This window comes from Corallococcus macrosporus DSM 14697 (genome assembly GCF_002305895.1).
Lineage (GTDB): Bacteria > Myxococcota > Myxococcia > Myxococcales > Myxococcaceae > Myxococcus > Myxococcus macrosporus.
In genome coordinates this window covers 8,071,162-8,092,959 of sequence record NZ_CP022203.1, presented here as the reverse complement: position 1 = coordinate 8,092,959, position 21,798 = coordinate 8,071,162, and the positions used below count along the sequence as shown (strand labels likewise).

21 protein-coding genes are annotated in these 21,798 nt (G+C 70.9%); 9 read left to right on the top strand and 12 right to left on the bottom strand.

From position 1 onward, the window contains the following. Window positions 1-3 precede the first annotated feature (3 nt). The 3 genes from MYMAC_RS32805 to MYMAC_RS32795 all read left to right on the top strand — a co-directional run bounded on the left by MYMAC_RS32805 (window position 4) and on the right by MYMAC_RS32795 (window position 2,408). Window positions 4-600 carry an SMI1/KNR4 family protein gene (locus tag MYMAC_RS32805; protein ID WP_157770482.1) on the top strand — a complete coding sequence of 199 codons (597 nt, stop codon included), beginning with the start codon at window positions 4-6 and terminating at the stop codon, window positions 598-600. A 67-nt stretch (window positions 601-667) separates the two neighbouring features. Continuing rightward, on the top strand, window positions 668-1,126 hold the full coding sequence (locus MYMAC_RS32800; protein WP_095960918.1) for a hypothetical protein: 459 nt from the start codon (window positions 668-670) through the stop codon (window positions 1,124-1,126). Between the two features lie 199 nt (window positions 1,127-1,325). Next, window positions 1,326-2,408, top strand: a complete 1,083-nt coding sequence (locus MYMAC_RS32795) for an alpha/beta fold hydrolase (protein ID WP_239989161.1) — start codon at window positions 1,326-1,328, stop codon at window positions 2,406-2,408. Here the strand turns inward: MYMAC_RS32795 and rpsD are convergent. From rpsD to MYMAC_RS32775, 4 genes are all read right to left on the bottom strand, one after another. Continuing rightward, complete coding sequence (gene rpsD, locus MYMAC_RS32790; protein WP_043710126.1) at window positions 2,377-3,009, bottom strand: 30S ribosomal protein S4; 633 nt, start codon at window positions 3,007-3,009, stop codon at window positions 2,377-2,379. The genes MYMAC_RS32795 and rpsD overlap by 32 nt on opposite strands. A 168-nt stretch (window positions 3,010-3,177) precedes the next feature. Continuing rightward, window positions 3,178-4,608 (bottom strand): MATE family efflux transporter, encoded by a 1,431-nt coding sequence (locus MYMAC_RS32785; RefSeq protein ID WP_095960916.1) that lies wholly within the window; start codon window positions 4,606-4,608, stop codon window positions 3,178-3,180. A gap of 11 nt (window positions 4,609-4,619) precedes the next feature. Continuing rightward, on the bottom strand, window positions 4,620-4,784 hold the full coding sequence (locus MYMAC_RS32780; protein WP_095960915.1) for a short-chain dehydrogenase: 165 nt from the start codon (window positions 4,782-4,784) through the stop codon (window positions 4,620-4,622). A gap of 41 nt (window positions 4,785-4,825) precedes the next feature. Next, window positions 4,826-5,881 (bottom strand): NAD(P)-dependent alcohol dehydrogenase, encoded by a 1,056-nt coding sequence (locus MYMAC_RS32775; RefSeq protein ID WP_095960914.1) that lies wholly within the window; start codon window positions 5,879-5,881, stop codon window positions 4,826-4,828. A 291-nt stretch (window positions 5,882-6,172) separates the two neighbouring features. Between MYMAC_RS32775 and MYMAC_RS32770 the strand changes: the two genes are divergently transcribed. Then, window positions 6,173-8,725 carry a PEP/pyruvate-binding domain-containing protein gene (locus tag MYMAC_RS32770; protein WP_095960913.1) on the top strand — a complete coding sequence of 851 codons (2,553 nt, stop codon included), beginning with the start codon at window positions 6,173-6,175 and terminating at the stop codon, window positions 8,723-8,725. Here MYMAC_RS32770 and MYMAC_RS32765 read toward each other — a convergent pair. After that, entirely contained in the window at window positions 8,722-9,690 is a 969-nt protein-coding gene (locus tag MYMAC_RS32765; RefSeq protein ID WP_239989160.1) for a bile acid:sodium symporter family protein, read from the bottom strand. The two genes, MYMAC_RS32770 and MYMAC_RS32765, sit on opposite strands and share 4 nt — an antisense overlap. A 135-nt stretch (window positions 9,691-9,825) precedes the next feature. On the opposite strand from MYMAC_RS32765, the gene MYMAC_RS32760 reads away from it, so the two are divergent. Next, on the top strand, window positions 9,826-11,118 hold the full coding sequence (locus MYMAC_RS32760) for a type I restriction enzyme HsdR N-terminal domain-containing protein (protein WP_095960911.1): 1,293 nt from the start codon (window positions 9,826-9,828) through the stop codon (window positions 11,116-11,118). A 16-nt stretch (window positions 11,119-11,134) separates the two neighbouring features. Here MYMAC_RS32760 and MYMAC_RS32755 read toward each other — a convergent pair whose 3' ends face one another. After that, window positions 11,135-11,533: a hypothetical protein gene (locus tag MYMAC_RS32755; protein WP_095960910.1), complete on the bottom strand. Its 399-nt coding sequence runs from the start codon at window positions 11,531-11,533 to the stop codon at window positions 11,135-11,137. Window positions 11,534-11,660: 127 nt separating this feature from the next. Between MYMAC_RS32755 and MYMAC_RS32750 the strand changes: the two genes are divergently transcribed. Together MYMAC_RS32750 and MYMAC_RS32745 are read left to right on the top strand one after the other, a co-directional pair. Then, window positions 11,661-12,392 carry a helix-turn-helix domain-containing protein gene (locus tag MYMAC_RS32750; protein ID WP_095960909.1) on the top strand — a complete coding sequence of 244 codons (732 nt, stop codon included), beginning with the start codon at window positions 11,661-11,663 and terminating at the stop codon, window positions 12,390-12,392. A gap of 97 nt (window positions 12,393-12,489) precedes the next feature. After that, complete coding sequence (locus tag MYMAC_RS32745) at window positions 12,490-12,864, top strand: VOC family protein (RefSeq protein ID WP_095960908.1); 375 nt, start codon at window positions 12,490-12,492, stop codon at window positions 12,862-12,864. A 42-nt stretch (window positions 12,865-12,906) separates the two neighbouring features. Here the strand turns inward: MYMAC_RS32745 and MYMAC_RS32740 are convergent, their stop codons facing one another. The 3 genes from MYMAC_RS32740 to MYMAC_RS32730 all read right to left on the bottom strand — a co-directional run bounded on the left by MYMAC_RS32740 (window position 12,907) and on the right by MYMAC_RS32730 (window position 15,639). After that, window positions 12,907-13,827, bottom strand: a complete 921-nt coding sequence (locus tag MYMAC_RS32740; protein WP_095960907.1) for a bestrophin family protein — start codon at window positions 13,825-13,827, stop codon at window positions 12,907-12,909. A gap of 328 nt (window positions 13,828-14,155) precedes the next feature. Next, window positions 14,156-14,416 carry a DUF378 domain-containing protein gene (locus tag MYMAC_RS32735; RefSeq protein ID WP_239989159.1) on the bottom strand — a complete coding sequence of 87 codons (261 nt, stop codon included), beginning with the start codon at window positions 14,414-14,416 and terminating at the stop codon, window positions 14,156-14,158. A 308-nt stretch (window positions 14,417-14,724) separates the two neighbouring features. After that, a complete protein-coding gene (locus MYMAC_RS32730; protein WP_095960905.1) occupies window positions 14,725-15,639 on the bottom strand; it encodes a LysR family transcriptional regulator in 915 nt (304 codons plus the stop codon). Window positions 15,640-15,757: 118 nt separating this feature from the next. Between MYMAC_RS32730 and MYMAC_RS32725 the strand changes: the two genes are divergently transcribed. Together MYMAC_RS32725 and MYMAC_RS32720 are read left to right on the top strand one after the other, a co-directional pair. Further along, window positions 15,758-16,771, top strand: coding sequence for a zinc-dependent alcohol dehydrogenase family protein (locus MYMAC_RS32725; protein WP_239989158.1), 1,014 nt, complete (start codon window positions 15,758-15,760; stop codon window positions 16,769-16,771). A 112-nt stretch (window positions 16,772-16,883) separates the two neighbouring features. Then, window positions 16,884-17,618, top strand: coding sequence for a glutathione S-transferase family protein (locus MYMAC_RS32720; RefSeq protein WP_095960903.1), 735 nt, complete (start codon window positions 16,884-16,886; stop codon window positions 17,616-17,618). 61 nt (window positions 17,619-17,679) lie between these two features. Here the strand turns inward: MYMAC_RS32720 and MYMAC_RS32715 are convergent, their stop codons facing one another. The 3 genes from MYMAC_RS32715 to MYMAC_RS32705 form a co-directional block, all read right to left on the bottom strand. Beyond that, on the bottom strand, window positions 17,680-18,714 hold the full coding sequence (locus tag MYMAC_RS32715; protein WP_011556714.1) for a rod shape-determining protein: 1,035 nt from the start codon (window positions 18,712-18,714) through the stop codon (window positions 17,680-17,682). A 166-nt stretch (window positions 18,715-18,880) separates the two neighbouring features. Continuing rightward, on the bottom strand, window positions 18,881-19,432 hold the full coding sequence (locus MYMAC_RS32710; RefSeq protein WP_095960902.1) for a putative ABC transporter permease: 552 nt from the start codon (window positions 19,430-19,432) through the stop codon (window positions 18,881-18,883). Between the two features lie 186 nt (window positions 19,433-19,618). After that, window positions 19,619-21,574: a hypothetical protein gene (locus MYMAC_RS32705; RefSeq protein WP_095960901.1), complete on the bottom strand. Its 1,956-nt coding sequence runs from the start codon at window positions 21,572-21,574 to the stop codon at window positions 19,619-19,621. Window positions 21,575-21,798 lie beyond the last annotated feature (224 nt).

The window sequence follows — 21,798 nt, the reverse complement described above, 5'->3', positions numbered from 1 at the left end:
GGCATGCCCCCCTGGCATGACTGGCTGGAGCAACAGGGCATCGCCGTGCTGGGGGCGCCCGCGCGGCTTCCTTCCGAAGAGGACATCGACAAGGCGGAGGCGCGGCTGAAGGTGCGCTTCCCCGCGAGCTACCGTCGCTTCTGCACCGAGCTGGGGCCCGGGCGCCTGGGGGACCTGCTCGAGTTCTGGGTCCCCTGGCCCGTGAAGGGCTTCTTCGACGTGCCCAGGGACCTCCGCGCCCGGCTCTCCGTGGTGAAGGATGCCAGCGGAGGCGGCCGCCAGGCCGTGACGGAGAAGGCCATTCAAATCGGGTACGTCGTCCTGGGCGGAGCGCCCATCCCGCGCGTCATCAGCAACCGCAGCGCGGAGCTGCTCCTCCTGCCGTCGGAGCCCACGGAGGGAGACGAGTGCGCCCTCTATGCGCTGGACCACCGCACTTCGGCGGCGCCCCCGAGGCTGGTGAAGCTGGCGCGCTCGTTCCCTTCGCTCATCCAGGAGGGGTTCGCCGCGAAGCGCTTGTGCAAGCTCCCCTTCGTGGCGGCCCCTGGCGCGGACCAGTTCGGGATGGAGTACCACCCGCGCGAGCTGCCTGCTCCGTGAGCTCGCATCAGGATGCGTGTTGCGCTTCTTGCCCTCGAGGCACTGGCCCCTGGCGGGAGGTCCGCGGATGAACTTCCACGACGAGCCGTCACCGTTCCTCTGGTGGGAGTCCAGCCTGTGGTGGGTGCTCGCGCTGGCGGTGTCCGCGGGGTTGGGGGCGGGGTACCGGTTGCTGTGGGGCCCGCGTCAACCAGGGGATGTCCTGCGGCCGGAGCCGACGCATGGCGTTGGCCGTCTGCCGCAGGCGCTGGAGGCCGTCGCGTGGGGCGTGATGTCGCTCTCCGTGGTGGGGCCCATGGTGTTCATCGCTTCATGGCTGGTGGCGAAGGACTCGCTCGTCTCTCACTGTGAAGTGATGGAGGGCCGGCCTTCATCTTCCTTCGTCCTCCCGTTGCATTGGCTTGGCCTCGCCCTGGTGACGGTTGTGGGGGGCAAGGCTTACTTGCGCCGGTCGCGGCAGGGACCGCGTGATGCGCGTGACGTGCTGTGCCTCCCGGGCGGAGGGTCGAATGACGAGCCCGTGTGACCTTGAGATACACCACGCGCCTCCGGGCTGACGACACGTCGACGGCGCTGGGCCAGGCGTTGATGGAGCCCATCGACCTGCTGGCCTCCGACCGCGCCCTGCGGGGCAGAGGTGCCGGAATGCCCGTGCGGGCCACGCGCGGGGCATCCCTCGCGGGCGCTGGTGCTGGGTGGACGCGCCCGCCAGAATTCCCAATCACATGCGAACAACGCTCCTTGGCGCCGCTCTGGTGTTGCTGGCTGCTTGTGACTCCTCGCCTCCGGGCCCCACGCCCGATGACCCGTCTTCCCTGCACCGGGTGTCGCGCGTGGAGGCCGTGCCGGGCGTCGAGCTGGAGGTGCTCGACTTTGGCGGTGAAGGGCCCGCGCTCGTGTTCCTGGCGGGCATGGGCAGCACGGCCCACATCTATGACGACCTGGCGCTGGAGTTTCGCGACACGCACCACGTCTACGCGCTGACCCGCCGTGGCTACGGCGCCTCGGCCTGGCCCGACACCGGCTATGACACCGCCACGCTGGCCATGGATGTCCTGGGCGCGCTCGACGCGCTGGGCGTGTCGAAGGCGTCGTTCGCGGGCCACTCCCTGGCGGGGGACGAGCTGACGTGGCTGGCGCTGCACCACCCCGAGCGCGTGGAGGCGCTCGTCTACCTGGACGCCACCGACAGCCGGGGAGAGATTGCCGCGTTCCTGGAGGGAGCGCCCCTGCCGCCGCTGCCGTTCTCCGTGCTCGACGGCCTCCCTTCACGGCAGGCGGTGGCGGAGCAACTGGCGCGGGACCTGGGCGGCGGTCTCCCCGCGCACGAGGTCGAACAGGCGTATGAGTTCGACGCCGCGACCGGCGCCTACCTGCGCGAGCGCCGCCATCCGGGCGCCACGGAGCAGTCCGTCCGGGGCGCGGCCATCATGGACCTCACGAAGGTGCGGGGGCCTGTGTTGTCCCTGTCGGACGGGCAGGGCTTCACGGCGTGGGTCGAAGCCCTGGCCGCGGCCGAGGCCCTGCCGCTGGAGTTCCGGGAGAAGGCCCGCGACTTCCTTCCCTACATCCGGCAGCACGAGACGGACCTGGCGGCCGCGCTGCGAAGCCACCCGGGCTGGACGCACCTGGAGCTGGAAGGCGCGGGACACTACATCTGGCTGACGAACCGCGCGGAGGTCGTGGCGCGGATGCGTGGGTTCCTCGCCACCACCGCCACGCCGTGGCGTCTGCCCGGGCAGGACACGCCCGGGCAGACGGGGGCACACCGCGGCTTCAGCTCCGCTGCGCGTAGTACTCCACGATGAACGGCTCGTTCACGTCCACCGGGATTTCCTCGCGCTCGGGCAGGCGCACGTAGCGCAGTCCCTCGCCCTCGCCCAGCACCTGGACGTAGGCGGGCACGGAGCGCGACTTCATCCGGCTGAAGGACTCCTGCACCACGGCGAGCTTCAGGTGCGCCGCGTGGAAGCGGACCTCGCTGCCAGGCTTGACGCGGAAGCTGGGGATGTCCGCCCGCTTGCCGTCCACCTGGAGGTAGCCATGGCGCACGAACTGCCGCGCCTGACGGATGCTGGTGGCAAGGCCCGCGCGCAGCACCAGCGAGTCCAGCCGGCTCTCCAGGAGCTGCAGCAGCACCGTGCCGGTGTTGCCCGGCGCCCCGCGGGCCTCCTGGAAGGCCGCACGGCACTGCTTCTCCAGCAGCCCGTAGTACAGCTTCAGCTTCTGCTTCTCCCGCAGACGACGCGCGAAGTCACTGACGCTGGTGCGCGCGGTGGCGCCGTGCTGGCCGGGAGGATACGGCCGGCGCAGCACCGGGTCCTTGTCCGGGTCCTTCGCGGTGATGCGCGAAAGCGGAATCCCCAGCCGACGACACATCTTTCCCCGCGGTCCCAAGTCGCGTGCCACGTCGTGCTCCTCCGGCCATCTCCTGGTGTTTGGACTGGAGATGAAGTTGATAATCAGTATCAATTTCAATAACTCCAGAGTGGTCCAGAGGTCAAGCCCGGAATTTCAGGAGGACGCGAGGGGAGCCGCGGCACGGGCGGGGCGCGTGTGCCGGCCTCCGTGCGCTCATCAGGTGCCGCGCGGCGCCGTCTCCCGGCGGAAGATGGCGCCCGCGAGCACGGCCACGACGGTGACGCCGGCGTAGGCGACGAGGCCGGCGGCCACCATGGCGAACAGGGCGGAGAGCCCCGCGTCGAGCCTCGCGGCGACGAACCAACCGGCGCCCGCGCTGATGACCAGGCGGGAGGTTCCCGCCAGGAAGGGCCACAGCACGCGGCCCGCGCCCTGCGCGGCGAAGGCGAGCACGAAGCCCAGGCCCAGCAGGCCGTAGAACGGCGCCACGATGCGCAGGTAGTCCAGGCCAGGGGCCACGACGGCGGGCTCGCGGCTGAAGGCGTGGAGCCAGACCTCTGGCGCCAGGGCCGCGGCGAGGCCAATGGCGCCCGCGGCCACGAAGCCCAGCCCGCCGCCCAGCCACGCGATGCGGCGGGCGCGCTCGTACTGCCCCGCCCCCACGTTGGTGCCCACCAGCGTCAGCACGGCCGTGCCCAGGCCGAAGAGAATGGGGATGATGAGGTAGTCCAGCCGCGAGGCCATGCCATAGCCGGCCAGCGCCTCCACGCCGAACAGGCCCACGGCGCCGGTGATGACCATCACCATCAGGTTGGGCTGAAGCGAGCTCACCGCCGTCAGCAGGCCCACGCGCAGGATGTCGCGGAGCAGCCGCGCCTCCACCGGCCCCTTCGCGAGGCGGACCGTTGCCCGCCCGGAGGCCATGTACCGCAGCAGCCAGATCGCGGCGCCCACGTAGAACAGCGTCATCGCGAGCCCCGCGCCCGCCAGCCCCAGCGCGGGCACCGGGCCGAAGCCGAAGATGACCGCTGGCGTCACGACGAGGAAGACGGCGGCGCCCACCAGCGTCACCAGCGCCGGGACGCGCACCTCGCCCGCGCCACGCAGCGCCGCCGCGAGCAGGTTCACCAGCCAGAAGGGAATCGAGCCCGCGAACACGTAGTTCGAGTACTGGAGCGCGGCGTCCAACGCGCCCTCGCGTCCACCCAGCAGCGTGTACAGCGCGGGGCCCGTCATCCAGGCGAGGACGCTGAAGGCCAGCCCGATGCCCAGCGCCAGGACCACGGCGTGCCAGACCAGGGCGTCCGCGTCATCCCGCCGGTTGGCGCCCAGGGCGCGCGCCACCGCGGAGGCCACGCCGCTGCCGATGCCGCCGTTGGACATCATCGTCATCAACATCACGACGGGGAAGACGAGGGAGACGCCCGCCAGCGCGTCGGTGCCCAGGAAGCTCGCGTACCAGTTCTCCGCCACGCCCACCAACGACTGGGCAATCAGCACCACCGTGGTGGGCAGGGCGAGCTGGAGCAGGGGCTTCAGGAGGGGCCCCCGGAGCATCGCGTCCTGACGTGAGGTGGGCGGGGACGCGGGGAACCCTGGCGCTGCATCCTGGACCGGAACCGTGTCGCTGCTGGCTGCGTCACCCATGGGACGTCACCTCACGCGCTCCGCGCGCCCAGATAGCCACCGGAGGACAGGCCTTGTTTGACCATGCGGCTGGCCTCGTCGGCGAGCACTTCCTCCTCGCCGGCCTCCAGCGCATCCAGCGTGAGACGCACCACGTCTGTAGGATTCGACGGCGGCGCGGCGACCTGCTGGGCCATGTCTGTGCCCAGGGACGCCGCGGTGCGGGAGACCCTCCGGGTCAGGGCTGGATGGCGACCTTGAAGACGCCGTCGCGGCGCTCGCCGAAGAGCGCGTAGGCCTCCTGGATGTCCGCGAGCTTGAAGCGGTGGGTGATGAGCGGCGACAGGTCGACGCGCTTGCGAAGCACCACGTCCATGAGGCGGCGCATGCGCTCCTTGCCTCCCGGGCACAGGGTGGTGACGACGCGGTGGTCCCCCAGGCCGGCGGAGAAGGCGTCGTAGGGGAGCTGGAGCTTGCCAGCGTACACCCCCAGGCTGGACAGCGTGCCCGCGGGCCGCAGGCAGCGCAGCGCGGATTCGAAGGTCTGCTGGGTGCCCAGGGCTTCGATGGCCACGTCGGCGCCGCCACCGGTGAGGCGCTTCACCTCCGCCACGATGTCCTGCTGCCGGTAGTCGAGCACCACGTCCACGCCCATCCGCTGGGCCATCTTCAGCCGGGACTCATCGCCATCCACGCCCACCACGAGCGACGCGCCCATCAGCCGCGCGCCAATGGAGGCACACAGGCCGATGGGGCCCTGGGCGAAGACGACCACGGCATCACCGATGCGCACACCGCCCGACTCCGCGCCGCTGAAGCCCGTGGAAGCGATGTCCGACAGGAGGACGACCTGCTCGTCCGTGAGCTCATCCGGAATGGGCGCCAGGTTGGCCTGCGCGGAGGGGATGCGGATGTATTCGGCCTGAGCGCCATCCTGGGTGTTGCCCATGCGCCAGCCTCCCAGGGCCTCCCAGCCCGCGCCGTGGCCGCACTGCGACAGGTGACCGGACAGACAGGCCCTGCATTGTCCGCACGGGGTGATGGCGCCCACGAGGACGCGCTGGCCGGGCCGGTAGTCCGTCACGCCAGGACCCAGTTCCTCGATGACGCCCACCGGCTCATGGCCGATGACGAGCCCGGCGCGCACCGGATACTCGCCGCGGACGATGTGCAGGTCCGTGCCGCAGACGGTGGTCAGCGTCATCCGGATGATGGCTTCTCCGGCGCCCGCCCGAGGGCGCTCCACCTCTTCGATGCCAAAGCGATTCACCCCCCGAAAGACATTGGCTCGCATGCTCTCTCCCCGTGATTCGTGAGCGTCTCCTGGTGAAGTCTCGGCACGGTGCTGGGATGCGTCACCCGCGTGGAGCGGGGATGGGGGGGCGGCGTTCCCCGTGCCGGGCGCATGCTCGGGCGCACCCGCCTGTGACGGCTGGCCGTGCGCGCGCGCTCCTGGCCTGGGCAGGTGTCATCGCCGCGCACCGGCCGCATCGTCCTCGGTGAGTCGCGCCGGACGGGGTCCTCGCACGCGAGCGCTGGTGCACCGCGTCCGCGCCGTCAGGCGCTTGCTTCAGGGGGCGGTACCATGAACGTCTCACCCGACACGGAGAAGCCACGACACGCCGAGCAGCCGGAGGTGGCCGCCGCGCCTCGTCTGGTCTGGTTCAGCGAGCTGTCGCGGGAGGACGTGGCGCTTGCGGGGGGCAAGGGCGCGAACCTGGGGGAGATGACGCGGGCGGGGCTGCCCGTTCCTCCTGGCTTCGTCATCACCGCCGCCGCCTTCCAGGAGGCCATGGCGCCGGTGCGGGCCCGGTTGCGTGAGCTGTGGATGCAGGTGGACCCGGATGACCCCGCGTCGCTCGCCAGCATCACGCGGCAGCTCCGCGAAGAGGTGCGAGGGGCGCCCGTGCCGGAGCGGCTGCGTGCCGTCATCCTGGACGCCTACCGTCAGCTCGGCGCGGACCGGGACGTGGCCGTGCGCTCCTCGGCGACCTCCGAGGACACGGCGGAGACGTCCTTCGCGGGCATGCATGAGTCCTTCACCCATGTCTTGGGCGACGATGCGCTGCTGGACGCGCTCCGGGCGTGCTGGGCCTCCGCCTATGGCGAGCGCGTGGTGGCCTACCGCAAGGCGGAAGGGCTCACCGAGGAGCCCGCCATCGCCGTGGTGGTCCAGGCCATGGTGGCTTCGGCTCGGGCGGGGGTGATGTTCACCGCGGACCCGGCTTCAGGGGACCCCGACCGCATCATCATCGAGGCCGCCTGGGGGCTGGGCGAGGTGGTGGTGGGCGGGCAGGTGGAGCCGGACACCTACTGCGTCACCAAGAAGGGGCCTCGCGTGCGCGAGGTCCGGGTGGGGGAGAAGACCTTCCGGTTGGTGCGTGACGCCGAAGGGCACACGCGGACCGAGACGCTGGGGCCGGAGCAGGCGAATCAACGCGTGTTGAGCGACGAGGCGCTGCTGGAGCTGGCACGGCTGGGATTGCGCGTGGAGCAGCACTACGGAGCGCCTCAGGACATCGAGTGGGCCGAGGAAGGCGGGCGGCTGTTCCTGGTGCAGACGCGGCCCATCACGACGCTGCGGCAAGCCGAGAGCCCGGCCGCGCCCGCGCGAGAGGAGACGTCGCGAGCTCAGGGCGTGAGCGCTGCGCGGAGGCCGGCATCCAGGAAGAAGCAAGCGGGCACGCCGCTGGTGCAGGGCCAGGAGACACCTTCTGGTGTGGCTTCGGGCTCCGGGCGGATGCGAGGGACTTCGGACGCGGGGCGTCCGAGCCAGCCGCCTCCTCAAGGCCAGGAGGCACTGTCTGGCGTGGCCTCGGACGAGGGGCGCGCGCCCCAGCCGCTGGTGCGAGGCCTGGGGGCGTCCCCCGGTGTGGCCTCGGGCCCGGTGCGGGTGCTGGGGGCTCCCTCGGAGGGCCGCCAGCTCCAGCCGGGCGAGGTGCTGGTGGCCGAGATGACGTCACCGGACTGGGTCCCCACCATGCGGCGCGCGTCCGCCATCGTGACGGACCGGGGCGGCATGACGTGTCACGCCGCCATCGTCAGCCGCGAGCTGCGCAAGCCTTGCGTGGTGGGGACGCGCACCGCCACCCGCGCGCTGCGGAACGGTGAGGCCGTGACGGTGGACGGCTCGACGGGAGAAGTCCGGGAGGGGCAGGAGGCGCCAGCGCCTCGGCGAGCGGAGGCGGCGGCGCACGCGCCCATGGCGGTGTCGGCGCCAGTGCTCGCCACGCGCCTGTACGTGAACCTGGCCCTGCCCGCGCAGGCCCGCGAGGCCGCGGCGCTCCCGGTGGACGGCGTGGGGCTGCTGCGCGCCGAGTTCATGCTCACCGAGGCCCTGGGCGGCGTGCACCCACGCAAGCTGATTGCCGAGGGCCGGAGCGATGAGTTCGTGGAGCGCATGGCGCGCTCCCTGCTCCAGACGACGCGCGCCTTCCATCCGCGCCCCGTGGTCTACCGGACGACGGACTTCCGGACCAACGAGTTCCGCGGCCTGGAGGGCGGCGCCGCCTTCGAGCCCCAGGAATCCAACCCGATGATTGGCTTCCGAGGCGCCTACCGCTACCTGCGCGAGCCCGACGTGTTCAACCTGGAGCTGGAGGTGCTCGCACGCGTGCGCGAGCAGACGCCCAACCTCCAGGTGATGCTGCCCTTCGTGCGCACGCGCTGGGAGCTGGAGGCGTGCCTGGAGCTCATCGCCCGCAGCCCGCTGGGCCGACAGCGAGGCTTGAAGAAGTGGGTGATGGCGGAGGTGCCCTCCATCGTCTACCGCCTTCACGACTACGCGAAGTGTGGGATTGATGGCGTGTCCATCGGCTCGAATGATTTGACGCAGCTCATGCTGGGCGTGGACCGGGACTCGGAGTCGTGCGCCGAGCTGTTCGACGAGGCCGACGCCGCGGTGCTGGCCGCCATTGGCGACATCATCCGTGGCTGTGAGGAAGCGGGCCTGACGTCGTCGCTGTGCGGGCAGGCGCCGTCGAACCGGCCGGACTTCGCGGAGCACCTGGTGCGGGCGGGGATTACGTCCATCTCCGTGGACCCGGCGGCGGTGCTCGCGACGCAGCGGGTGATTGCAGCCGCGGAGCAGCGGCTGTTGCTGGCGGCGTCGAAGCGGACGACGCTCCAGGGTTGCTAGGCCCGGCCGTGGCGCGAGGGGCCTCGCCGGGGCGCCTCCTCGCCCTGGCGGAGGCGGCGCTTGTTCCAGGCGAAGTAGGGCACGAGCGCCAGGGTGCGTAGCACCAGGTAGACGCACATGAAGGGGAGCAGCCTCCGGCCCTGGTCGTTGGCGCTCGCGACGGCGAGCGCGATGGAGGGATTTCCGAAGACGGCGGCGAGCGCGAGCGCGGTCCGGTCCTCGGGCGAGGGGCCGCCCGCCAGATGGCCCATCAGCGCGGAGCCCAGCGTCATCACCAGCATGCCCAGCAGCATCCAGCCCGTCACGTCGTGCAGCCTCGGGCCACTGATGACCAGGAGCGCGAGCACGGCGCAGGCGAACACCGTCTTGAAGAGCCACAGCATGGGCCTCAGCAGGCGCCTGGCCAGGGCCGGACGCCACGCGCGCAAGGTCCATCCCGCGACGAGCGGCACCAGGAAGGGCATCATGACCTTCTCGAGGAGCCGGCGCGTGGGCGGCGCCTTGAACACCTCCGGAAAGAAGTCGCCGAGCAGCCGGAGTGACAGGGGCAGCAGCAGGATGGCGGCCAGTGACAGCGTGAGGGACAGCGCCACCGTGAGGCTCAGGTCTCCGCGCTGCCGGTAGGCCGCGACGGCGACGGTGGGCACGCCAGGGCTGACGGCCATCAGCAGGATGATGCTCGCCGCCAGTGGCGGCAACGGAAGGACGTGCATCAGCACGAAGGCAAGCAGCGGGACACCCAGCAACACGGTGGGAAGCCCCCGCGCGTAGGCGGGCAGGCGCATGGCGTGCCTCACGGCGCTCGCCTCCACCGCGAGGCCGAGGACGAAGCCCATGAGCACGACGAGGTGCTGGACCGCGAACTCGACTGCGTGCCGCAGGCCCAGCGCGGCCGTCACCTCGATGTCCATGCCGGGAGGATGGCCATGCGCGGCCCCCGGGGGCATGACATGCCAAACAGCCACCCGCGCGTTCCTCGAAGTGCCCGCGGAGTCAAGAGGGCGGGTCTCACCCCCGGGAGGGATGGCTGCCAGGGGCTCCTCGCCTTGAAATCACCTTCGCGCCCGGGTGCCTCGCATGACCGGGCAGGGGGCCTTGCCATGGACGCGAATCATCTGCTGGAGCTGGTCAAACGCTATCAGGACAACAAGGCGTTCATCTCCAACGAGGAGACCGCGAAGATCGCGCTGGTCGTCCCGTTCATCCGGAGCCTTGGCTACGACCCGAGCGTCCCGCGTGAGGTCCGCCTGGAGTACACGGCGGACTTCGTCCAGGGCGACGGCAAGAAGCTGCCGGACCGGATGGACTTCGCCATCTTCGACCAGACGGGCACCAAGCCCCTCATCGTCATTGAAACGAAGCCCCTGGGCACCGACCTCAAGGCCCGCGCGCAGCAGCTCGCGCGCTACCTGGCGCAACTGCCGGAGCTGCACTTCGGCATCATCACGGACGGATGCCACTACCTCTTCTTCGGGGACCTGGAGAACCCCAACGTCATGGACCCGGAGCCCTTCTTCACGTTCTCCCTGGAGGACACGAAGGCGGACTGGGCGAAGGTGGCCAAGTTCCTGTCCAAGTTCAGCCGCGAAGCCTTCAACGCGACGACGCTGATTACGGACGCGGAGAACAGCCGCTACCGGCAGGGCATGATTGACAAGCTCGCGGCGGCCTTGAAGGCGCCCGGTGAGCACGAGGCCTTCCTCAAGTGGCTCACGGAGGACATCTACAAGGGCAAGCGGACCACCGCGGTGATGGAGCGGCTCGCGGACGTGGCGAAGGAGGCCATCGAACCGACGCTGCTCCGGGTCATGGGCGATGACTTCCTGAACAAGCTCAAGGAGCGCATCCAGCGCCTCAACGAAGGCGCGGAGCCCGCGGTGGCGCAGGACGGGGCGAACGTGGTGAAGGCGGACTCCGCCAGGCCCTTTGAAGCGGAGGGTCGCGCAGCGCCTGATGAGAAGGGCCGCGCCGCCGTGGAGACCACCGAGGCGGAGCTGGAGTTCTTCGGCGTGGTGCGGGACATCTGCGTCAAGCACGGCGCCGCCGCCGAGGACATCCTCTTCCGGGACACGGCGTCCTACTTCAACGTGTCCTTCAAGCGGCCCACGAAGTGGTTCGCGCGCTTCTTCAGCAATGGCAAGCGCAAGAGCATCATCACCTGGGTGCCGGTGGAGGAGGCCCGCGCCATCGCGGCGGGCTTCGACGTGGAGGCCGCGCCCGCGGGGCTGGGCACCAGCCGCGTCTTCATCGAGTCGGTGCCCCAGGTCTGGGCACTGAAGGCCCTGATGACCCGGAGCCTGGAGCTGTCCAAGACGGTGCGTGACGAAGCACCGTCTCCAGAAGCCGCCGCCCAGGAGGACGGGAAGCCCGGCCTCAAGGTCATCTCCGGCTGATGCGGCCCGGCGGTCCTCACGCCGCCGCGCGGAGCGACGTGAGCCCCACCGCCTTGAGCGCCAGCACGCCCGCCACGGCGAAGGCCTGCCCGCCCAGCAGCGCGACGCCCAGCGTCGTGAGCTCCTGGGCGTGCATCACGATGAGGAGCGCGCTGCCCAGCACCCAGGCGCCGTCCACCAGGACGTGCACCAGGGCCGCGCCCAGGACGGGCTGCTTGAGCCCGACCCACAGGTTGAAGGCCGCCCAGGGCAGCAGGAAGACGCCCACGCCAAACAGGAAGCTGGACGGCAGCGTCCAGCCCGCGAGCTGGGTGAGGGTGGGCGAAAGCAGCATCAGGGCCACGCCCAGCGTCAGCGAGGCGACGGCGTCGAAGCGGTAGACGAAGCGGGGGTTGCGAAGAAGCGAGGTCGTCATCTGGGCTCTCCGGGTGGGTGGGAACGGGAGCACAGTGTTCCTGGCAGGGAATGTTCTCAATTACCTCGAAGGTCATCGTCGCGCGTCGCGGCCTGGGGCACAGTCTGGGCGCGAAAGGGACACGGCGATGATTGGACCCCTGCTCAAGGAATGGAGAACGCTGCGCGGCAAGAGCCAACTGGCCCTGGCGCTGGAGGCGCAGGTGTCGGCGCGCCACCTGTCGTTCCTGGAGTCGGGCCGCTCCGGTGCCAGCCCGGAGCTGGTGCTGCGGTTGGCGGAGGCCCTGGGCCTGGGCTTGAGGGACCGCAACGCCCTGCTGGTGGCGGCGGGGTTCGCGCCGCAGTTCGGGGAGCGTGGGTGGCACAGCGAGGAACTGGCGGAGATTCGCCGGGCCGCGGGCCTGATTCTCTCCTCGCATGAGCCGTATCCCGCCATCGTCGTGGATTCGACCTCGACGGTGCTCGAAGCGAACTCCGGGGCGCTCGCGCTGCTCGGGCAGGGGCGCGAGGTCCTGGGGAAGGTGAACCTCATGGACCTGGTCTTCGTGCCAGGGCCCGTGCGCTCGGCCATTGGCAACTGGGAGGAGATTGCCGGGTATCTGCTTCACCGGCTGCGGGAGGGCACGCGCATGCGGGGCCCCCGCTCCCCCGTGGCGACCGTCCTGGCGCGCGTGCTGGCGCAGCCGGGGGTCGAGGCGCTGACGGCCCTGCGTCCCGCCAACGCGGGCTCCGTGCTGGTGCCGCTGACCTTCACCCGGGAGGGCACGACGACGCGCTGGTACACCACGCTCACCAGCTTCGGTGCCCCGCAGGATGCGCTGGTGGAGGAAATCACCATCGAGCAGTTCCACCCGATGTGATGGGGTATTCCCGGAGGGCCCCTTCGTTGCGCGTGGCGCGGACCGTGTCCACCTGATGCGGAGGTCCCAGACCCGCGGACCCTTCAGGGAGACAGGCATGTTCGGAAACACGCAGGCGTTCAGCGGCTTCTCGGTGCGCGACGTGGCGGCGGCCCGGAAGTTCTACGGCGAGACACTGGGCCTGAAGACGTCCGAGTCGGACGGCATGTTGACGCTGCACCTCGCCGGCGGCCGGGACATCCTCGTCTATCCCAAGGAGAACCACACCCCGGCGACGTTCACGATTCTCAACTTCCCCGTGGACGACATCGACCAGGCGGTGGACGAGCTCACCCGGCGCGGCGTGCGCTTCGAGCGCTACGACGGCTTCGACGCGAACGAGAAGGGCATCGTCCGCGGTGGCATGGGGCCGCCCATCGCCTGGTTCAAGGACCCTTCGGGCAACGTGCTGTCCGTGCTCCAGACGAAGTAGGCGGTGGCCTGAAGTGCGTCCACGCCCACTGGGTGCGGCCGGTCAGGAGAGGATGAAGTCGCGCGGCTTCAGGGGCTCGGGCTGTGGTTCGCCCAGCGCCTCCAGCAGGTTCATCTCCACGGTGCGGGCCATCGCCAGCAGGGCCAGGTCGTTGGGCTCCGTCCCGAAGGGCTCCTCCAACTCGTCGCTCAGCCGGTCGAGCCCGAAGAAGGTGTAGGCAACCATCGCGGCCAGCACGGGCGTGAACCAGCCCAGCGCCTCCGCGAGGCCAAAGGGCAGCAGCAGGCAGAACAGGTAGGCGGTGCGGTGCAGCAGGACCGTGTACGTGAAGGGCAGGGGCGTGAAGCGGATGCGCTCGCAGGCGCCGAGCACATGCAGCAACGCCTGGACGCGCGTGCGCAGCTCGCTCCAGGTGATGTCGGTGAGCTGCTTCTCCCGGAGGAGCGCGGCCAGCTCGCGCTCCTGCTCGCGCAGCAGGGCGTTGGGCCGGTTCGGGCTGGCCAGGACGCGCGCGGCCTCCGGCTCTGGCAGCAGGCGGGTGAGGTCCTCCCGGGCGTCGTACCCGCGCAGGTGCGCGGCCAGCGCGTGGGCGAAGGCGATGTTCCGCTTCACCAGCCGGCGCACCGCCAGCGACACGCCGCCGTCGTCACCCAGCAGCGCGAGGGCCTCATGGGAGAAGGCGCGCAGCTCGACGATGAGCGCGCCCCATTGCTTCCGGGCCTCCCACCAGCGGTCGTAGCTGGCGTTGATCCGGAACCCCAGGAAGATGGAGAGGGTGAGGCCCAGCAGGGACAGCGGCGCCGGTGAGGAAATCTGGAGGTGCAGGTAGCCCTGCCGGTACGCCCAGACGACGAGCGCGGAGAGCGCCGCGATGCCCAGGACGTGGGGCAGGACGCGCGGGAGGATGGTCCCACGCACGGCGAAGAGGAGCCGGAGCGAGCTGAGGTGAGGGCGGACAATCACGAGGGGTGCTTTTCCTGCGCCAGATACCCGCGCGCCGCAAGGGCTCCTCGTGATGCGCCAGCCGGACGATTAGGGAGAGCGGGGCCCGCTGGTAAGCGGGTGCCACTGTCCGCCGTGGCGGTGCCCGATGGTGCGGGCTGACGCCTCCCTGGATGAAGGCGTCCTGAAGGGATTCGCTCCCGGGCAGTCCGGGCATGGTGACCGCTTCCTCGCGCGGAGGCCCCGGCCCTGTCCTGTCGGGCCGAGGCGCAAACCGCTGCGTCGCGGGGCGCCGAACCTCTCACTGGCGGTGGACGCGGGGGCCGTGAGGGCGGCGGGCCCGCCAGCGTCAGGGACGCACTTCGGTTCTGCGGTGGAACCCCACGTCCGTTCTGGGGGTGGTGGTGGTCGTCGTGGCGCCCAGGCTCTTCTTCCAGGGGAAGGTGAGTGCCAGCGCGACGCCCGACAGGCCCACGATGGAGTAGATGAGGCGGCTGAGCGCGCTCATCGCCGTTCGTGTCTCACCGCCGAACAGGGCGTTCACGAGGTTCCAATTGAAGAAGCCAATCAGGCCCCAGTTGATGGCGCCGATGATGGCCAGGACGGCCATCGCCTTGGCGAGCCCTCCTCGGGTTCGGTCTGCTGCCACTCGTTCCATGGCTCGTATCCTTGGCTAGGTGTGTCCCACCCGGGCAGGTGGGTGATGCCTCCCGGATAAGGTGTTGCTCTGGCGCGCCCTGGCTACTCCACCGGCATCGATTGTCCGGCTCGGTGCGTTGATTGCCGTGCCGCCCCCCGGCCGTGCCCTGCGTTGATGGGGTGCCGGCACCCGGCGCGGCGAGCCTGGATGTCGAGGCCACGGACCAGTGGATCCGGAGGAATGTCTCGCCCCGGCGGTGACGCGCGGCGCGGGGCCGCTCAGCGGTGAGGGGGCGCCAGCCGTTCGGGGATGCGCGCGACGAGGAGGTCGATGGCCGCGCGCACCTTCGAGGTCAGGTGCTTGCTCTGGGGCCACACGGCGTAGATTTCATTGTCATAGGGGCGCTGCTTCTCCAGCACCTCGACGAGCGTTCCGCCGCGCAGGTGCTCCGCGATGAGCCAGCGGGGGAGCCACGCCAGCCCGGCCCCCTGCACGGCGGCGTCCATGATGGTCTCCACGTCATCGAAGCGCAGCCGCGCCTGGACGACGACGCGCTGCTCGCCGCCTTGGCCGTCCGGGAAGCGCCAGGGTTTGTTGACGCCGTTGCGGCCATAGACGACGGCGTCGTGCTGTCCCAGGTCCTCGAGCGTCTTCGGGCGGCCGCGGCGCTTCAGGTAGCCGGGCGCGGCGCAGACGGACATCGTCTGCACGCCCAGCCGGCGTGCCGTCAGCCCCGCGTGGTCCGCCAGCGGTGCGACGCGGAGGGCCAGGTCGAAGCCTTCCTCGACCAGGTCGACCATCCGGTCGCTGAAGGCCATCTCCAGCTCCAGCCCGGGATGTTGGAGGACCAGCTCGCGCAGCAGCGGCGCGGCGCAGTGGCGGCCGAACATCATGGGCGCGCTGACGCGCAGCCGGCCCGTGGGGGCGCGCCGGCCGGAGTCCAAGGCCGTCTCCGCGGCCTCCAGCTCCGCCAGTGCGCGCACGCAGCGCTCGTAGAAGGCCTGGCCGTCCTCGGTGAGGCGCTGCCGGCGCGTGGTGCGCTGGAACAGCCGCGTCTCCAGCCGCTCCTCCAGCCGCGCGATGCTCTTCCCCACGGCCGAACGTGAGAGCCCCATGCGCTCCGCCGCGAGCGCGAAGCTTCCCGCCTCCACGGCCTGCACGAAGGCGAAGACGCCCCCCATCCGGTCCATCATGACGCTGCTCCCATTGGTGCCTGCGTGTCGCCAGTGACTCGACAAAGTGTCGCCACTGGCGACGTTGCTTCGTCCGTATAGCTCCCGCGTCACTTTCACGCAGGACACGGAGCGAAACATGGGCGGAACCATGAAGCGTTGGCAGGCGAAGCAGGCGGGACGGGCGCACCTGGAGCTGGCGGAGGTGGCGATTCCCGCTCCGGGCGTCGGCGAGGTGTTGATTCGCGTGTCTGCCGTTTCCCTCAACTACCGCGAGAAGCTGATGCTCGATGGGGGCGGCTCCGCGACGGCGCATCAGCCCTTCACGCCGGCTTCGGACATGGCGGGCGTGGTGGTGGCGACGGGCGCGGGCGTGCATCGCTTCAAGGAGGGGGCGCGCGTCATCGCCAACTTCCAGACGGACTGGGTGGAGGGGCCCGCGCCGCGTGGGGCGGTGCGCAGCCTGGGCGGCAACGCGCCGGGCGTGCTGGCCGAGTACGTCGTCATGCCGGAGCAGTGGCTCGTGGCTGCGCCCACGACGCTGGATGACGTGCGGGCGAGCACGCTGCCGTGCGCCGGCCTCACCGCGTGGACGTCCCTGGTGGAGCTGGGCGGGCTGCGTCCGGGACAGACGGTGGTGACGCAGGGCACGGGAGGCGTGTCTCTGTTCGCCGTGCAGGTCGGCGCCGCCCTGGGCGCGGAGGTCATCGTGCTGTCCGGGGACGAGGACAAGCTGGCCCGCGTGAAGGCCCTGGGCGCCGCGCACGGCATCCATCGTCGCCACACGCCGGAGTGGCACACGGCGGTGCTCGAGCTGACGCGAGGCGCGGGGGCCGACCACATCCTGGAGTTGGTGGGTGGGGACAACCTGGGCCGCTCGGTGAAGGCGCTCGCGTCGGATGGGCGCGTGTCGCTCATCGGCGTGTTCGAGGGCTTCGAGAGCCGCTTCCCGGTGCAGCCCTTGTTCATGTCCTCCGGCGTCATCCAGGGCATCTTCGTCGGACACCGACGCGGGCTGGAGAACCTGGTGCGCGCGGTGGACCGGCTGGCATTGAAGCCCGTGGTCGACACTGTCTATCCGCTCGATGCGTTGCCCACGGCGCTCGAACACCTGGACCGTGGTCCGTTTGGCAAACTGGTCATCACGGCTTGAATGACATGCGTTGGCGGAAGACATAACGCCGGACCCGGGCGGCGCTGTGAGGGTTTGATTCGTCAGCGGCCCTGGAGTCACGCCCGTCGTCGGGCGTACTGTCCCGGGCGGCATGCGCACACTCCATGGAATCAGCTATTCGCCCTGGACGGAGAAGGCCCGCTGGGCGTTGGACCACCACGGCGTCGCCTACCGCTACCGCGAGCACCTGCCGCTCATCGGTGAGCCGCTGCTGCGCTGGCGCACGCCGCGGGGCGTGAAGCCCGCAGTGCCGCTGCTCATCGATGATGGGGAGCCCTTCGCCGGCTCGTTCGTCATCGCGCGGCGCGCGGAGGAGCTGGGGCAGGGGGCGCCGCTCTTCCCCGCGGCGGACCTCCCGGTGATTCAGCGCTGGGAGGAAGAGAGCGACCAGGTGCTCTCCGCGGCGCGCGCCAAGGTGGTGGCGGCGCTGCTGGAGAGCCGCCAGGCGCAGGCGGACAGCCTCCCCGCCTTCCTGCCCGTGGGGCTCCGGTCGCTGCTGGCGCCCTCCGCGAAGCTGGGCGCGCGCTTCGTGGCCCGCAAGCACCAGACGCCCACGGACATCGACGCCTTCCTCCAGGAGAAGGTCGTCCCCGCGCTGGAGCGCCTGCGGGAAGCCCTGGGCGGCCGGCCCTACCTGCTGTCCCGCTTCAGCTACGCGGACGTCACCGCCGCGCTGATGCTCCAGTTCGTGCGGGCGGTGGATGACGGCTACCTGCCGCTGAAGCCGGGCACGCGAGCGGTGTGGAGCGACGCGGCGCTCGCCGCCCGCTTCCCGGACCTGCTGGCGTGGCGGGACGGCCTCTACGCGAAGCACCGCCGCCCCTGAAACGCGAAACGGCGCCAGCCTCCGGAGAGGTGGCGCCGTGGGAGCCGAAGCCCGGAGGCGTTCAGCCCGGCTGGCAGACCTGCCGGAGGATGTCGAGCGACTCCAGCGCCTTGCCCGCGCCAATCACGACGGCGGACAGCGGGTCCTCGGCGAGGAACACCGGGAGGCCCGTCTCCTCGCGCAGCAGCGTGTCCAGGTTCTTCAGCAGCGCGCCGCCACCGGCCAGGACGATGCCGCGGTCGGCGATGTCACCGGCGAGCTCGGGCGGGGTGCGCTCCAGCGTCAGCTTCACGGCCTCGACGATGCCGTTGACGGGCTCCGCCAGCGCGTCACGCACCTCGTCGCTGGACACCGTCAGCGTGCGCGGCACGCCGGCCACCAGGTCGCGACCCTTGATCTCCATGGTCATGACCTCGTCCGTCGGGTACGCGGTGCCAATGCCCATCTTGATGAGCTCCGCCGTGCGCTCGCCGATGAGCAGGTTGTACTTGCGCTTCACGTACTGGATGATGGCCTCGTCCAGCTTGTCGCCGCCGATGCGCACGCTCTTGGCGAACACGATGCCGGCCAGGCTGATGACCGCGACGTCGGACGTGCCACCGCCGATGTCCACTATCATGTTGCCGCTGGGCTCCGTCACCGGGAGGCCCGCGCCAATGGCCGCCGCCATGGGCTGCTCGATGAGGTAGACCTCGCGGGCGCCCGCGTTGGCCGCCGCCTCGCGCACGGCGCGGCGCTCCACCTCGGTGATGCCGGAGGGGATGCCGATGATGATGCGCGGATTCACCAGCGTCTTGCGGTTGTGCGCGCTCTGGATGAAGTAGCGCAGCATCGCGGCCGTGATTTCGAAGTCCGCGATGACGCCGTCCTTCATCGGCCGGATGGCCACGATGTTGCCCGGGGTGCGCCCGAGCATTTCCTTGGCCTCCTTGCCCACCGCGAGGACCTTCTTGCCCCCGCGCGCGTCCTGCTGGACGGCCACCACCGAGGGCTCGTTGGAGACGATGCCCTGGCCGCGGATGTAGATGAGCGTGTTCGCCGTGCCGAGGTCGATGGCGAGGTCACGCGAGAAGAGGGTGTGAAGCCAGTCAAACATACGGGGGCGGGAACTTTCGGGGGGTCGGCGGAATTTCCCCGTCACAGCGGGGCCAGGCGCGGGCCAAGGTACTACGCGACGCAGCACGGAGGAAGAAAAGCCGGTAGTGGCTTTCACATCCGCCTGGGGGGCAGTCGGCCAGCGGACGCAGCCGCCTCCCTGGCTTTCAGGGAACGGGTGTGGGCTCGGACTGCGCGGCTTCGAAGCGCGCGGCCACCAGGCCCGCCTCCAGCGGTTTCTCCTCGGGGAGCGCGGCGGGCGGCAGCGTCCCCTGGGCCTCGGCGTCGCGGTACTCCGGCGTCTGGCGCAGGGCCTCGCTGGTGACGTGGAGCAGCGTGTCACGCACGGGCTCGAACAGCAGGGCGGTAAGGTACCAGGCCGGGGCGTAATCCAGGCGGATGAGGCCGTGCACGCTCCACCTGTGCGGCGCGTAGTCCCACGGGCAGCGGCCGAGCAGGCGCTTGAGCAGCCAGCCCGTGCCGTACTCCGCGCCGAAGATGAACCCCGTGTAGGCCAGCGCCCGCAGCGGCCGGGGCAGGGGCTTGAGCCGGGCGGAGACCTCCTCCAGCGCCAGGGCCGTGCCTCCGTAGATGGGGTGCATCCACAGGTAGGTGCGCGCGGTGGCGTTCCGGTCCTTCTTCAGCGCGGCGCCCGCGCCGGTGAACATCACCTCCAGCACCCAACCCACACACCCATAGACGAGGAATCTTGAAAGCACTTCGGAAAGCTAAGTCCGCCCCGCAAAAGGGACACTCCCGCCCGGAGGGGCCGGTGCGCCCGCCCGCCGCGGGTGTGCCATGGCGGACGAAGTGCCTGTCTCCTGGCGCAGGGGACGGGCCCGGACGACACGGGCCCACACGCCTGGGAGCCGCCCGGAGCGGGCGGACTCCCGGCGGTGCCGAGGTCAGCCCGGGATGCCGGCCGACCAGCGCTGCGTGAGGTACAGCTCGGCGAGCTGGGCCGCGGTGAGGTCCTGCTCCTCGCCCGCGTAGGTGCGCTCGGTGGACAGGCCCACCTCGCCGCCGCCCACGCCCGCGTGGATGCCCACGCCCAGGTCGCCCGTCACCTTGTGCTTGTCCTGGACGGTGGCCTTGATGTCGACCTTGTCCTTGAGCTGCTCCAGCGCCTGGCCCACGTCGCCCCGGGCGATGCTGCCGAAGGCGCCGCTGGTGGCGATGTCGTTGATGTTGCCGCTGATCTCCGCCTTCACCTCGCGGCCGGTGGCGCCGCCCAGGCCCAGCGCGGAGGCGTTGGCCTGCCGCGAGTCGGTCAGCGTCAGCTTGGCCTCGTGGGTGTCACGGACGCTGGCGCCGAGCTCCCGGGCGGTGCCCTTCGGGTCCCGGAGGAAGTCGGCGGGGTTGAAGCCCTCCGGCAGCTCCACGCTCTGCTCCAGCTCCACCCCGAGCGAACCGGAGACGCCCGCGGACGCGTTGGTGGGCAGGGACACGTCCCCGCCGGGGATGCCCACGCCGGCGGACGCGCTGGCGTTGCCGTTGATTTCCAGGCTCTGCTTGAGGGTCAGCTTCTGGGGCTTGCCGTTCTCCAGCTCGATGCGGGCGGTGGTGCTCTGGTTGACCCCGGCGCCGGCCCCGGCGCCCGCGCTGAGGACCTCCGGCAGGCCCTTCATGCCCAGCTCCGCGTTGACGCTGGCCTCGGCGCCCAGCTTGAACTCCACGGCGCTCATGTTCTCCGTCAGGCCGGCCAGGTCCGACATCGGGTCCCCGAGGACCTGATTCACGCCGGCGCCCAGCACGGGATTGCTCGCGGCGGCGCCCGCGGTGGCGGTGGAGGCCGCGATGATGCGGGTGGCGCGCTTGGCCTCCTCGGCGGTGTCGAACTGGAACTCCACCGTGGCCCCCGCGGTGCCGAAGGCCTCGGCGCCCACGTCCGCCGCGCCCTTGGCGCCCAGCTTGGCCGCCACGCCCGCGCCCACCTCGCCGGTGACGGACACCGTGTAGCCGCCGCCCTCCTCCTCGCTGCGGCTGACGCCCAGGGTGCCCTTCACCTTGCCGGCCAGCGTGGCGCCGTTGGCCTCGGCGTAGAGGCTGATGGAGGTGCTCTCACCCGGCTTGAGCTGGTCCACCTGCCGGTTGAGGTTGACCGCGTCGCCAATGGCCCGGGCGGTGTCCACCGGGTCTCTCACCACGTCGGCCGCGCCCTGGAGCGCCCCTCCGATGATGTCGTTGCCAATGCCCTGCAGGGGGTTGAGCGTGGGCGCGTCCTGGATGGCCCGGCCCGCGTGGTCCAGGCCGTCCGCGGCGATGTCGGTGGCCTTGTCGAGCACCGGGCCCGCGCGCTGCGCCGCGTCCTGGAGGACGTTCCCCAGCCCGTTCGCCGTGACGGCCGCCGCGGTGCCGGTGGCGCTCAGCGTGCGCTGGCCCGCCTCGAACACGTCGCCAGCGGCGTTGCGCACGTTGCCGGCCGCGTCCTGCACCCGGTCCTTCGTTCCTTCGACGACGTTCCGGGTGGTGTTGACCACGCCGCCAGCGACCTGGCCGACCTTGTCCTTGGTGTCTTCGACGGCGTTCCGCGTGGTGTTGACCACGCCGCCAGCGACCTGGCCGACCTTGTCCTTGGTGTCCTCGACGGCGTTCCGGGTGGCGTTGGCCACGCCGCCCACCGCGTCAGCGGCCTTGTCCTTGGCGCCCTCGAAGACGTCCCGGGTCCGCTCCTGGGCCACGTTGGAGACCTTCTCCTTGGCCTCCGCCGCCTTGGCCGCCGCCGCCTCCGCGGCCTCCGCGGCCTTGCGTGCCGCCGCCTCCGCCGCGCGCCGGGCCGCCTCCGCCGCCCGCTTCGCCGCGGCCTCAGCGGCCCGCTTCGCCGCGTCCGCCGCTCCACCAATCAGCTTTCCGATTCCCATGGGGGCTTCCTTCTCCAGGTGCTCACGGCCGTGGGTCGTCTCGCGGGGGCGGGACGCGGCGCGTGCGCGCTACGGGGGGGTGGTGCCGGAAGGGGCCCCGAAGGCGGCCTCCTGGCGGCCCTCACCGATGTCTCGTCCTGAAAGCAGGCATGGACGGCGCCTGCCCCTTGGGAAGAGGGGGTACGGTGTGAGGGCTGCGGGGATTCTCGGGAAATAAGCAGAAG

Bases quoted from the DNA above. Each gene is read 5' to 3' on its own strand.
- MYMAC_RS32805 (WP_157770482.1), top strand. From the start codon at position 4: ATGCCCCCCTGGCATGACTGGCTGGAGCAACAGGGCATCGCCGTGCTG.
- MYMAC_RS32800 (WP_095960918.1), top strand. From the start codon at position 668: ATGAACTTCCACGACGAGCCGTCACCGTTCCTCTGGTGGGAGTCCAGC.
- MYMAC_RS32795 (WP_239989161.1), top strand. From the start codon at position 1,326: ATGCGAACAACGCTCCTTGGCGCCGCTCTGGTGTTGCTGGCTGCTTGT.
- MYMAC_RS32785 (WP_095960916.1), bottom strand. From the start codon at position 4,608: ATGGGTGACGCAGCCAGCAGCGACACGGTTCCGGTCCAGGATGCAGCG.
- MYMAC_RS32780 (WP_095960915.1), bottom strand. From the start codon at position 4,784: ATGGCCCAGCAGGTCGCCGCGCCGCCGTCGAATCCTACAGACGTGGTG.
- MYMAC_RS32775 (WP_095960914.1), bottom strand. From the start codon at position 5,881: ATGCGAGCCAATGTCTTTCGGGGGGTGAATCGCTTTGGCATCGAAGAG.
- MYMAC_RS32770 (WP_095960913.1), top strand. From the start codon at position 6,173: ATGAACGTCTCACCCGACACGGAGAAGCCACGACACGCCGAGCAGCCG.
- MYMAC_RS32760 (WP_095960911.1), top strand. From the start codon at position 9,826: ATGGACGCGAATCATCTGCTGGAGCTGGTCAAACGCTATCAGGACAAC.
- MYMAC_RS32755 (WP_095960910.1), bottom strand. From the start codon at position 11,533: ATGACGACCTCGCTTCTTCGCAACCCCCGCTTCGTCTACCGCTTCGAC.
- MYMAC_RS32750 (WP_095960909.1), top strand. From the start codon at position 11,661: ATGATTGGACCCCTGCTCAAGGAATGGAGAACGCTGCGCGGCAAGAGC.
- MYMAC_RS32745 (WP_095960908.1), top strand. From the start codon at position 12,490: ATGTTCGGAAACACGCAGGCGTTCAGCGGCTTCTCGGTGCGCGACGTG.
- MYMAC_RS32735 (WP_239989159.1), bottom strand. From the start codon at position 14,416: ATGGCCGTCCTGGCCATCATCGGCGCCATCAACTGGGGCCTGATTGGC.
- MYMAC_RS32730 (WP_095960905.1), bottom strand. From the start codon at position 15,639: ATGATGGACCGGATGGGGGGCGTCTTCGCCTTCGTGCAGGCCGTGGAG.
- MYMAC_RS32725 (WP_239989158.1), top strand. From the start codon at position 15,758: ATGGGCGGAACCATGAAGCGTTGGCAGGCGAAGCAGGCGGGACGGGCG.
- MYMAC_RS32720 (WP_095960903.1), top strand. From the start codon at position 16,884: ATGCGCACACTCCATGGAATCAGCTATTCGCCCTGGACGGAGAAGGCC.
- MYMAC_RS32715 (WP_011556714.1), bottom strand. From the start codon at position 18,714: ATGTTTGACTGGCTTCACACCCTCTTCTCGCGTGACCTCGCCATCGAC.
- MYMAC_RS32705 (WP_095960901.1), bottom strand. From the start codon at position 21,574: ATGGGAATCGGAAAGCTGATTGGTGGAGCGGCGGACGCGGCGAAGCGG.